This is a genomic window from Mycoplasma sp. 5912, from assembly GCF_054353835.1.
Genome location: NZ_JBTHHI010000003.1, coordinates 111,163 through 123,956, shown reverse-complemented (window position 1 = coordinate 123,956; position 12,794 = coordinate 111,163). Strand labels below are relative to the sequence as shown.

Here is a 12,794-nt window from a genome sequence, read left to right as displayed (position 1 = left end):
ACGTGTTATATCAAAAAGTTCTTTAATTTGATCCTGTTCTCAAGCGTGAGTAAATCCAGAGAAACGAATATTAGGAAATTTTGAGTTTTGATCAGGAAATATTTTAGATAGTAAAGTTGACTTAATGTTCTTTAAAAAGTCATATTTTCGCTTATGAAGTGAAAGGTAGGAGTCTAAGGAATTGAAAAGATGAGAGATTTTTTGTTGTTCATGCTTTGATGTAGTTTTTAACAAATTCTTTTCTAACTCATTTAAATTAATATTTTTTCCTTGTCTTAATCCGTAAGTTAAAGGAACAAGAGAATTTATGAACTCACTACTTTTGAAGACATACATTCAAAAATTTGGATGATGTTTATCTAGATTTCTAAATCTTAGAACATTGTAAATGGGCGATGTAAGTCCTTCAAATTTAGAAAAGGCTAAACCACTATTAAAAGACGAAAGATGCAAAACAAAGTCGTTTGGTAGAACCCTTTTAAAACGCTCAAGTGATTTAACTTTCTTTTTGGAATCTTTTAGTATCATCCCGTAATTAATTGATGCGGTTAAAAGTGGTAGATAAGCAAAACCTCTCTCGTCTATGCGAAATAAAATTTGTCCAAAAGCTTCCCGTTCTCACTCATCTTCAAATCCATTAAACCTCAAACTAGGTACTTTTTTGTCCATTTCTATCCTTTCTTTTTATAATTATATTTAAAAATATCAATTTTTAAATAGACAAAAATAGATATCAAATAATATCTATTTTTCATCAACAAATTTATCTATAATCTTTATTGCTTCTTCAAACACCTGATGGTCATCTAAATCATTTGTATTAATTATTCTATAAGGAATATTATATTTTTGCACCAATTGTTCAAACAAAGGACGATAAAGCTGATGTAATCTTTTAAAATAATCTATATTCAAATCAAAGTTTTTAATTTCAACATCTCTACCTCTTTTTAGGATGCGATTTTTAATTACATCAAAATCAGCATCTAAAAAAATTGCTAAATCAGGGTTATCTTTTAAATCTATAATATAATCGAACAAAGCATTAAATGCATTTAGATACTTTGATGGTTTTTGCTCAAGTGTAACGGTTGCAAAAATATGATGTTCAACATTAAAGCGATCTAAGAAGATGTGGTGTCGTTTATGATTATGATTTTTTAAAAACTCTGATTCAGCATTCTTAAATCTTTCTGAAATAGATTCAATGATGTATGATTGAAATGCAATGTCGATATTAGGATATTTTTTATAAATTCATTCTAAAAAAGTATTAAAAACATCATCATTGGAATCTAGTTCTTCTAATAACATTGAATTTTGATAATGATTAGCAAGTTGTTTGCTGAGTGTTGATTTACCACATCCAATCATTCCACTAATTGCTATTTTCATACTCGCTCTTTTGCTTTTGATAAATCAAAATTATCAATGATTTCAATTGCTTTTGATAAAACTTCTGCTTCTGTAAGGTTGTTGGTATCAACAATAACATAATTTAGATGATATTTATCAGCTTGCTTGATAAATAAGTCCTTATAAACCCTATAAAGGTTTTTAAAGTAGTCTTTGTTCAGCTCGTAATTATTTATTTCAACTTCACGACCTCGTTCAAATAATCGCTTTTCAAAGGTTTCATAACTCATATCTAAATAAATTGCTAAATCAGGAATTTCTTCATCTGTAATCATATGTTCAAATAAAGCATCATAACCTTTTAAATAATTTCTTCCTTTAACTTTCAAATTTACATGTGCAAAAATATAATGTTCAATGCTAAAGCGATCTAAGACTAAGTGATTATTTTTTAAATCGTTATGTTTTGCAGCAAATTCTGTAAATAACTCTTGTAGTTTAGTTGTATGATTTTCCACAACATAAGTCTGTAAAGCCATTGTTAAGTTAGGTTTCTTTTCATACAATCATTTTAAAAAGGTATTGAAAACTATATCATCTTTATCAAATTCATCTAAGATAACAGATGTTTTATAATGTTCATTTAATTTTTTGGATAATGTGCTTTTTCCACTACTTATCATCCCACTAATTCCTATTACCATTTTTCCTCCTGTGGTTTTTAAGTATAGCAAAAAAACAAATGCAAAACTAGCAATTAATTAAAAAGTTGATTAAAATTAATTATAAAAATTATTCATTTTACTTTTTTATCTTACTGATAGATAAAAAAGTATTTGAAAAAGTTTCATAATTAAAAATTATCTAAATCATCTAAATTTAGATAATCTACTGAATTAATATTTTCATCGCTACTTCTATTAATTTTGTGGTTCTGAACTTTTTGCAGTTCCTTTTCCCTTAGCAACGTTTTGTAATTGCTCTAATAAAGTAGCATTACTTTTTGGATATTTTGCATCTGCTGCAGCATATTTTGCTGTATAGTCTGGAGCATTTTTATCAAACTGCATAGTTTCTTGGTAGAATGCTAATGTATCTGCAACAACATCATCAGCTACATCCATTAACTTATTTTGCATTGCAGTTTTAGCACCAGTTTCTTTACCTTCTGGAAAGTTATAAGTTTTTTTAGTTTCTGTTAAAATTGCATTTATCAAATCATTTTTTTTGCTAGATTCGTTTGCTTTTGCTTTTTCACCTGAACCACAAGAAACAGCAACAGCAACTGGAACTAACGATAAAGTAGCAGCAGAAAATGCTCAAATTTTCTTTTTATGTTTCATCTTTTTTCCTTTCTTGAAAATTTTATCAAAATTTGATAAAAGATATTTAGGAATTTTATAAAAGTTTTATAATGATATAACACACTTGAAAGGAAGAATGAACTTAAAAAGACCAGAAGGAACCTTAGAAGTAATTACTGGACCAATGTTTTCAGGTAAAACTGAAGAATTACTTAAAAGACTTAAAATTCTAGAAATAGCAGAAGTAAAAACAATGGTATTTAAACCACATTTTGATACTAGATTTGATAAAAATAAAATTGTAAGTCGCACAGGAGCAAAAACTAAAGCAATTGTTATTAAGCAATCAAAAGATATTATTGATCACTGAAATCCTGAATATCGAGCTGTTGCAATCGATGAAACTAATTTTTTAGATGATGGAATTTTTGAAGTTATCGATAAATTAGTATTAAGTGGAGTTAGAGTAATTGTAAGTGGATTGGATATGGATTTTTTAAGGCGTCCGTTCGGAGTTATGCCTGGTTTACTTGCGATCGCAGATGATATATGTAAGTTAAAAGCGGTATGTTTACAATGTAAATCTGATGCAGCCTTTTCATTTCGTAAGGATGTGAACAACGAGTTAAATGTATTAGGTGATAGCGAATATGAAGCACGCTGTCGCAGATGTCATATTTTAGGTGAAAAACAAAAGTATAAGAAAAGAAAATAATTTATTTGCCTATAAGCAAATAAAAACAGACATATGTCTGTTAGTTGAATTTTGCTAAAATAGTATCTAAATTTAATTGCGATGTAGATGTTAAAACAATATCTGCATTTTTAAATTCTTCTGCATTTGCTGTGATTGCAACAGCTTTCATCTTTGCATCTTTAATCCCTTGAATTCCAGCAACTGCATCTTCGATTCCGAAGCATTCACTTACATCTAAGGATAAACCTGCTGCAGCCTTAATAAAGATATCTGGCGCAGGTTTACCGTTCTTGATATCTCCCGGATAAACAATGTAATCAAAAAGGTTGATAATACCTAATTTTTCCAAGATAGTAGGGGCATTATAACTACTTGATGCAATAGCAAGTTTTAAATTTTTATTTTTTGCATCGGATAAAAATTTTGTTATCCCTGGTAAAATGGATTTTTCATTAATTTGTGTTTGCAAAAGTTCTTTATAGAACAAATTTTTTTGTTCACTTACTTCTAGTAATTTTGAATTATTTAGCTGCAAACTTGGTTTTTTAAGTTTTAAAATAGCTTTTAAGGTTTCAATGCGTGGTAAGCCACGCAAAAGTTCATTATCTGCAAAAGTATAATCGATATCAAATTGTTTAACAACTTTTGCTCAAGATTGATAGTGTAAAATTGCTGTATCAGTAATCACCCCATCTAGATCAAAAATTATTCCTTTAATCATGGATAACCTCAAAAGTTTGTGGATTTTTATTTATATTTCTTTTTTGTCCATTGATTCAGATATAACCGTTAAATTTAGTATCTAAAATAGTTCTAATGCTAAAGTTTTGTTGATTTAAAACAACTTCAAATGCAGCATTTTGGTATTTAAATCGATATGTAAGTTTACTTCAATTTTTTGGAAGCAGTGGTTCTAGATGTAATGCATCATTATGTCAATTTAAACCTCCAAAACCAAAAACAATCATATGATAAATTGCAGCTAATGAACCAGCATGAATTCCTGCATCGGATGTATGCATTGCAGGACCTAAGTCCACATTGATTCCATATTTAAATAACTGGTAGGCTTTTTCAATCATTTTCAATCTTACTGCTTCGATGGTATATGTAACAGGAGACAGCGATGAATCGTGTGTTGTAACAGGTTCATAAAAATCAAAATTCGCTTTTCTTATTTCTTTAGAATATAAATGTGGTAGGATGTTTAACAGCAAAATAACATCGGCTTGTTTAACAAGTTGACAAGAAAGTAACGCATTTCCTTCTTGGGTGTTAAATAGTTTTTTGCCTGCATCACCTAACATCTGAAATGGTAGAACATTACCACGATGTAGTTGTAAAAACTGGTCATTTTCAGCGATAACTAAATTCTCATTTGGTTTTTGTTGCTTGAGTTTTTCTGAAACTTCTTTAAGTTTTGTTACATTAATTGGGTAAGGAATTTTTGATTTAATAATAGCTCATCAATAAGGTTTTTTCTTTTTTAATAAATTTATATATTTTAAAGCTAAATCAATATTGAACTTGGCTAACATATTGATATAAGCACTATTATCAATATTTCCTTTATATTCATTTGGACCCATTACATCTAGAATATGATAACTTCCATCACTTTGTTTTTCAGCACGTGATGCATAGAAAATAGCTGTATCGATAATCATTTCATATCCCATTTGTTCCATGAATTTTTCATCACCAGTAATTTTATAATATTGATTTACTGCAAAAGCAACATCAGCTGAAACATGAATTTCTTGACGACGTGAAGCGATGGGAATTTGTTTACCGGTCATCACATCAGCTTGACCTCAATATGGACATACCTCGCCATCAGTTGGTCATGCCATTTCTCAAGGGAACTGTGCCCCTTTTAAATTACTTTCTTGAGGTCTTTCTTTGATTTCTCTTGCTTTTGCACGAGCCCCTTCAATGCCTTTATATCTATATGTTAGTAAGTTTCGAGCAACTTTAGCTCGATTGAATAAATAAATTGGATTAATAAAGAACTCGGTATCTCAATATGTATGTCCTTGATAACCTTCACCTGAAAGTCCTTTAGCACCCACATTTAAGTTTGTTGAATGTCTAGGTACAAACCCGTTTAGATGAAAGATTGCAAAATCAAGAGCGAGTGAATCGTATTTGCTTTCTTCATCGCCTTCGATTTTGACAAAGAACTCTTTTCAAACTTGAGAATGCATTTTTTCAATTGATTCATTTTTAAGTTCTTCATATGATTTATTAAGTAGTTGCTGATGTTTTGTATTTGCATTTTCACGAACAACTTTTTTCGGTAATAATGAATTTTTGCTATCAACTGATGTATGAACCGACATTAATTTTTCTAGTTCAATTACATCGCCTGCTTTAGCATTTAATTTGATTTTAAAACCTACATAGCGACGCTTCATTTCGATAACATAGTCGTCATTTCCACCCCTAATAAACTCACCATTTAAATAAAGTTTGGTGATAAGGTTATGAACTGCTCAACGCTTAGAAAGTGTAGTACACTGCTCCATTTGCAGTGATTCAGTAGTGATTCGGGTTTTTGCACCTTCCCCAAAATGTTGAGTTCCAGAGTTGGTGACTTGTGCATTAATAGCAGGTTTGATAATAATTTCTATATCTTTATTATCAGTTGTTTCTAAAACTTTAATCTTAATTTTTTGTGCATAAACATTCGGATCATTTCTAGAAACAAAACGTTCAAAAATAAAACAGTATTTTCCGTGATCACGTTCTAATAAGATCTTACGTTTTAAAAAACCTTCTCGAATGTAAAGTGTTTTATTATACTCGTCACGGTTTTTAACATCAAAAGTTATACCGTTAATGATAATAGGAGTAGTCATTAAATCTGCTAAATTTACTAACTCAGGCGAATCGTCTTTGGTATCTTTATTAAACATCCCGTTAACAAAAAAGTCTTCTTTGTTATATGATGCTCTTTCTTCGTCTGCGCTCCGTATTCCCATATATCCGTTACCTAATGCAAAGATGCTTTCAGTTTTTGCAGTTACTGAACGGTTGAATTTAATTTGACTAATCCGTTTTTTCTCTAAATCGTATTTTAAAAAATCCATGTTTTCCTTAATTAACTTTGATTAATACAGATTCGTAAGGACGAAATGTGTTTGTTATTGGTTTATTATCAGCATATGTTGATAAAATTTGTTGTCCTGTATTGATTTGTTCAAAAATTTCTTTGTTTGTAACATTTAAATATGCAATTAATTTTGTGTCTTGATATTCGCGAACGATTTTAATAAGTCCGCTGTAAGTAATTTCAAGATGTGAAGAACCTAATACAAAAACATCTCTATATGTTGTTTTACGCATTGAAATAAGGTTTTGATAAAAGTAAAAAATACTATTTGCATCTGCTAATGCAGTTTCAACATTGATATGTTCACTGTTTCTACCAAAATTGATTCAAGGTTTTGAACCTGCATTAAATCCGGCATTAGTTTGCTTGTTTCATTGCATTAGCGATCTTCCTGCATCGCGTGAATTGATATTTAGATATTTGATAAACTCTGATTCGCTATAAATTTTATTTTTATCTACTAAATCAGCGAATCCATTTTCAATATCGCAATCACGGAATTGAGATCTGTTATCAAAATGGGTATTTAATAAACCAATTTCTTCACCATAATAAATGCAAGGAATACCTTTTAAAGCAAAAAGCATTAGAGCATAAGATTTGGCTGCTTCGCTATGAAAAATACCTTCATCTCCCCATCTAGAAATGCTACGTGATGTATCGTGGTTAGATAGAAAGTTGGTAAACATTTGCGTGGTAATGTTGTGATTGTGTTGAAAAGGTTGTTGCTGATAAACAAACTCTTTATAGTCTCAATTAGCATCATATCCATTTCTACCTGTTTTTCTACCCCATCCAATTCATCATCAAGCAAAATTGAAGTAGTTTTGTGAAACTTGATTATCACCTTTTGCATATTCTAATAATTCATCTGCTGTTATTCCTGAAGCTTCCCCTAATGTGTATGCATCTGGTTTGTTTTTAAATGCTTGTTCATTGAATTTTTTAAGATATTCAACTGCTCCATCACATCAAGCAAAATAAGGGTTAGCAGCAACATTATCAAAGGTTTTTGCTACATGTTTAATAGCATCAAGTCGAAAACCACGAACACCTAAATTGTATCAAAAATCTATAACATCAGACATTGCATCAATGGTATTTGGATGTGCTCAGTTTAAATCAACTTGTTCTTTTGAAAATAAGTGAAAGTAGTATTTTTGAACACTTGGAACATATTCTCATGCAGAACCACCAAAAATACTTTGTGCTTTTGCTTCTTCATCGGTAAGTTTTTCTCTTCAAATAAAGTAGTTATGTTCACTGTTTTCAACCGATTCACAGGCTTTTTTAAATCACTGGTGTTCATTTGAGACATGATTTAGCACAATATCCATAATAATATCAATTCCATATTCTGCAGCTTTTGATGACATTAATCTAAAGTCTTCTAAGGTACCAAATTGTTTTCATACTGATTTATAATCAAGCACATCGTAACCAGCATCGACGAAGTTAGTGTCATATGTTGGACATAATCAAATAGCATTTATTCCTAATTTATGTAGATATGGAAGTTTTGTGATAATCCCTTGTAAATCCCCATCTCCATCGTTATTCGCATCATAAAACGATCTAGGGAAAATTTGGTAAATAATTTTATCTTGCAGTTTTATCATTTCTTACCTCTAATAATACTGTTGAGTGCGGTGATAAAATACCATTTTTATACTCAATTTTTGAGTTGAATAAAACTTTTAAGTCTTTGTCATAGGTATATTCTTCATCAGAGAAGTTATGAATTACCTGAATAACTTGTTTTTGATAAGTTATTTTAAAAATTATGATTTTTTTTAAGGTATCAACATCAATAAATTTAAGACATTGGTTGATTAATCTATTGCTATGGAGTCTAAAAAATGAAGTTTTATTACGGTATTTATTTAATTTTTTAAAGAACTCAAAAACATATTTTTCAACTTTTGGATTCTTTAAATTTTTTCATTTAATTCCATTGGTGTAGTCAGTTGTTTTATATGAATTTGACTGGTATGCAGACTTATCTGGATAATACTTAAAATCATCATAGGTTGATACCACACAGCGATCACTTTCGCTTCCTGATATATCACAGGGTTTACTTTGAAGAAGTTCTGTTCCGGCTAAAACAAGTTGTTTTCCTTGAGTAAATATTGTCATCATTAAAGCTTGTCGATACATTTCAATACGTTGAATTAACGATAAATCATTAGTTGTAGTGTTAATTTTATCTCATAAAGTCATACCATCGTGACATGCTGCATAAGCTAAATTTACTGAAATATCATTGGCAAAAAGAGCATACGGATCTTTTGAATAATATATATTTCCAAAATTGTAATCCTTAATGCCACCTACAATGCTTGTTACATATTGACGAAATAGTTCGATATCAAATTTTGAAATTAAGCCAGGTGCATATTCTGAGTGTTCATCACCTTTGATAGCATTACGAACCGAATCGTTAAAGTATCCAAAAGCAATGTCATTTCCGGTTACTCCTTTGATGTAGCTGATGTCATGTTTTAAATCACCACATCTTCAGGCTTCACCGTGTAAGATAAGTTTTGGATTTATTTTACGCAGTTCCTTAGCAATTTCATTAAATGTTTCAGCATGCATAAAGCAAGAAAGGTCGAAACGAAAACCATCAACTCCGAATTCTTCGACAAAATATTTTAGCGAATCTAAAATAATTCGTTTTACCATATATCTTTCATCAGCAAGGGGTGGATATGTAACAGGTTTAACCTTAGCATTATCTCGATAATAATAACCAGGTAAAACATTATCATAGATGTTGTTAGTCATCATATGATTATAGACAACATCTAAAATAACTCCAACTCCTTTTTTATGTGCATTTGAAACTAAATTACGAAATTCAGCGATTTTTGCATATGGATCTTTAGGATTACTGCTGTATTGAGCATTTATTGCAAAATAATTATGAGGATCATATCCTCAGTTGTAATTAGTAGTTCATCCACTTCCTTGTCCTTTTTTAAGGATGTTTTGGTTATTTTCATTTAATGCATATGTGCTATGAATAGGTAGAAACTGCACGTGTGTGATACCGAGTTTTTTGACATATGAGAATAAATCTGCTTCTAATAGAGCATTAAATGTCCCTAGTTTACTTTTAAACTCTTTTTGACTTTTTAAACTAGTAAAGTCACGAACATGTAACTCATAAATTAATGCATCGGTGCTATTATTAAGTTCGGTAGCGAATTTTTTAGGAACAGAACCTGCTTTTTTTGAATTTATATTAACCAATGCTCCATAACCTACTTTATCTTCTTTACCTTCTCAATCAAATGCAGCCAATGAAATAGCATATGGGTCTAAAGCATTTGTAATGCTACCATCTGAATGTCAAATTTTATATTGATAAAAATATCCTTCAAAATGTAATGGTATTTGTGTTTTTCAAACTGTATCTATTTTTAATGAATCAAATTTTTGAACAAATTTTAAATTACTATCATAGAGCATCACTTCGACTCTTTGAGCAAGTGGCTGTCAGAGCTTTAGTTGAATATGAAAGTCTAAAAATTTAATTCCTAAATCAGGTTTTTTATATGCATATTTTTCATCAAAATCTGCATAAAACCTTTTGTTTTTATTCTTAATATTCATATGCAATATTATAAATTTATTTTGTCTTTTTTAGGTATAAATTAATAATTTTCTTGACATATCAAAGAGATAATTTTATGCACCTAAAATATAATAAAAAAATTAAAAACAGCATAAAAAATGTGCTAGTTTTTAACTTTTTTTCAATAAATCAAATTTCTTTTATTACTAAGAGCAAGATAAAAAATAAATTTTATTTTAAAAATTATACATATAATGAAAATTCTTGATGATAGAATTTAAAATGTTCGGGTTTTATATAATATTTCCCTGCTATACAAATGCTATCGCTGTCATAACCTCAAAAAGCAATAACAACCATGTTATCAACACCAAATTTATTTACTTTTTCATATTTTAATTCATAAACAATATTTTTTAGACTATGTCGATCAATTAGAATGTTGATAATTGGTGTTCTAGTATCAATAGGTTCGAATTCATCAATGTTTTTAGTAGAAACATATATATCACCTTCAGCAATAATCTCACCTGCCTTTTGATAGTTCATTTTAAAAGAACGATGTCCTTCGGTAAAAATAATATTTTTTTCTTTAAATCAATTCGGCAAGGTTTCCTTAGTTTCACTGCCAAGAATTCTATCAACCCCGATCAAATAACTTATAGGTTTAATTAGGTTATGAAAATTTTCTGCTACAAAGTGGCCACGTTTTGAAATAGAGTAAATTGCACCAATAGAAAAAAGTTTCTGATAAGCAGATACCACAACAGAACGTGAACAATTAAATCGATTCATAAGTTGATGTTCAGAAGGCATAATCATATTTATAGGAATTTTTTTAGTCGAAATTAAATCAATTAAATACTTAATCAAATTATTAGTCTTGGTTTGATTAAGGTTTGTTTTTTCATTTGTGTCTTTTTGATACTTAACTGGACTATTCTTTTTCATAAATATATTTTAACAAAATAAAATTATTTTCTAATTAACTTGAAAATAACATATCCACCTTGTTCGATTCAGATTCTTCATGATTCGTTTTTTGCTTTATATAGCAAAATTTGTTCAAAGTGATAATTACGAGAAATTTTTAATAAATCAAGTTTTTTATGTTTATAGTTACAAAAAGCAAATAATAAGTATTCTTTTTGTTGTCCTAAGTCTTTTCGGATTATAACACTGTTATAATCAATTGTATCAACAAACTCATAAGGATTTGCTATCGTATCAGCATCTGTTAGTGATAAAAATGAATAATCTTTTCTTAGTTTTGCCATAAACTGAATTAGTTTGTATGCTTGTCCTTGTTTGCTTTGCACATCAGCGCTTTCTAAATTAAGTGCTGATGTAAACATTATATGATCTCCAAAACTTTCTTTTACTTTCGGATCATAAATAAAGCAGTTATAAGTATTATTTTCCCATTTCATTGGTTCTCTTAAGGTAGGATCACCATAATATCTAGTTGAATAATAATAAAGTTCATCTGCTGCATAAATAATAGGTGTGGCAGGTAACGCTAAAAGCACAAATAATGCAATATTTAGTGCTTCTTTTTCTGATGTTGTAAGATTATCGTTAAATTTATATCATTTTTTCTTACTGATTTGACTGCGATATACTTCAAGTCATCTACGCACATCATGGTTATCTAAAAACGGGATTCATTTAGCTTTTTGCGATGTATTTTGATATTCAATTAACATATTTTTTAGTTGATTATATTCAATTCTAACATCTGGATTGTGTCTGAAAAATTTTCCACCATCATAGATTGTATCTAACCCGATGTTACCATCTGCATCCTTTAAATACATTAACCCTTTGACAGCATCTGAATTAACTCACTCACCCATCATAAACACTTCTTCTCTGTTTTCTGCATCAGTAATTTGTTTTGATGCATCCCTTAGAAGGTGAAAAATTTTTGCTTCATTAAAATTGTTTTTAGTTTCAATTTCACTTGAATAATATTCTGCAAAAGCATCGTAACGAAATCCATCTACACCAACAGCTGTTCAAAATTTTTGAATATGAATCAGTTGTTCAATAACTTTATAATTATCTAAATTCAAATCAGGCATCCCATAAGAAAAACGTGCTAAGTAGGTTCGATTAGTTGCATTTATATCTGTGGTAAAGGGATATTTGCTTTTTATTTCCAGGTTATCAACTTTAACATCTGAATCATATAAATTTATATCAAGACGATAAAAGTCACTGTATCCATCATTAGCAAGTGCTGCTTGAAATCAAGGATGTTCATAAGAAGTATGATTGAATACCATATCTAAATAAACTTTGATTCCGTGTTCATGTGCTATGTTTAAAAAATCAATAAAAGCATTCATGCCACCCAATCGTGAATCAACATTGCAATAATCAATAACAGAATAGCCGTGATAACTTGACGCAGGATGGATTGGGCTTAATCAGATTTGATCGACTCCGAGGTTGCTAATATATTCAATTTTATCTTTTAAACCGATAAAATCCCCGATTCCATCATTATTTCCATCAGCAAAGTTATATATTAAAACTTGATAAATTATGTTGGTATTTTTGTAATTTTCTAACTTCTTTGCCTTTGGAGCAGTTAAAAACAGATTTTTATAGTCTGTATGATATTCATAATCGACGCGATTGTTATCTCATGATGCAGCAGTTTTAAAAGGTTGTTTTTTAAGCAAATATGAATAATATAACTTGTAAAAAGTTTTACTAAAAGATTTCATAGGA

General features: G+C 29.5%; 11 protein-coding genes. 1 reads left to right on the top strand and 10 read right to left on the bottom strand.

The genetic code is table 4. The annotated features are described in order from the left end of the window. The 4 genes from ACXYRP_RS01680 to ACXYRP_RS01665 form a co-directional block, all read right to left on the bottom strand. Positions 1-669, bottom strand: a 669-nt coding sequence (locus ACXYRP_RS01680; protein WP_458615093.1) for a restriction endonuclease subunit S domain-containing protein, incomplete at its 3' end; no start/stop codon positions are given. 75 nt (positions 670-744) lie between these two features. Beyond that, positions 745-1,395, bottom strand: a complete 651-nt coding sequence (locus ACXYRP_RS01675; protein ID WP_458615092.1) for a deoxynucleoside kinase — start codon at positions 1,393-1,395, stop codon at positions 745-747. Further along, the gene (locus ACXYRP_RS01670) at positions 1,386-2,060 is read right to left on the bottom strand and encodes a deoxynucleoside kinase (protein ID WP_458615091.1); all 675 of its coding nucleotides are present in this window, start codon (positions 2,058-2,060) and stop codon (positions 1,386-1,388) included. The genes ACXYRP_RS01675 and ACXYRP_RS01670 overlap by 10 nt, the downstream gene beginning before the upstream one ends. A gap of 216 nt (positions 2,061-2,276) precedes the next feature. Beyond that, entirely contained in the window at positions 2,277-2,699 is a 423-nt protein-coding gene (locus ACXYRP_RS01665) for a hypothetical protein (protein WP_458615090.1), read from the bottom strand. Between the two features lie 97 nt (positions 2,700-2,796). On the opposite strand from ACXYRP_RS01665, the gene ACXYRP_RS01660 reads away from it, so the two are divergent. Next, positions 2,797-3,375, top strand: coding sequence for a thymidine kinase (locus tag ACXYRP_RS01660; RefSeq protein ID WP_458597615.1), 579 nt, complete (start codon positions 2,797-2,799; stop codon positions 3,373-3,375). Between the two features lie 40 nt (positions 3,376-3,415). On the opposite strand, the gene pgmB is transcribed toward ACXYRP_RS01660, so the two are convergent. The 6 genes from pgmB to ACXYRP_RS01630 all read right to left on the bottom strand — a co-directional run bounded on the left by pgmB (position 3,416) and on the right by ACXYRP_RS01630 (position 12,790). Then, on the bottom strand, positions 3,416-4,078 hold the full coding sequence (gene pgmB / locus ACXYRP_RS01655; RefSeq protein ID WP_458597614.1) for a beta-phosphoglucomutase: 663 nt from the start codon (positions 4,076-4,078) through the stop codon (positions 3,416-3,418). Beyond that, positions 4,071-6,449: a glycosyl hydrolase family 65 protein gene (locus ACXYRP_RS01650; protein ID WP_458614046.1), complete on the bottom strand. Its 2,379-nt coding sequence runs from the start codon at positions 6,447-6,449 to the stop codon at positions 4,071-4,073. Before ACXYRP_RS01650 ends, pgmB begins: the two co-directional genes overlap by 8 nt. Before the next feature lie 7 nt (positions 6,450-6,456). Beyond that, entirely contained in the window at positions 6,457-8,091 is a 1,635-nt protein-coding gene (locus tag ACXYRP_RS01645; RefSeq protein ID WP_458614047.1) for an alpha-amylase family glycosyl hydrolase, read from the bottom strand. Further along, entirely contained in the window at positions 8,072-10,093 is a 2,022-nt protein-coding gene (locus ACXYRP_RS01640) for an alpha-amylase family glycosyl hydrolase (RefSeq protein ID WP_458614048.1), read from the bottom strand. The genes ACXYRP_RS01645 and ACXYRP_RS01640 overlap by 20 nt, the downstream gene beginning before the upstream one ends. Positions 10,094-10,298: 205 nt before the next feature. Then, the gene (locus tag ACXYRP_RS01635; protein ID WP_458607460.1) at positions 10,299-11,006 is read right to left on the bottom strand and encodes a GntR family transcriptional regulator; all 708 of its coding nucleotides are present in this window, start codon (positions 11,004-11,006) and stop codon (positions 10,299-10,301) included. 23 nt (positions 11,007-11,029) lie between these two features. Further along, positions 11,030-12,790, bottom strand: coding sequence for an alpha-amylase family glycosyl hydrolase (locus ACXYRP_RS01630; protein ID WP_458615089.1), 1,761 nt, complete (start codon positions 12,788-12,790; stop codon positions 11,030-11,032). Positions 12,791-12,794: the final 4 nt, after the last annotated feature.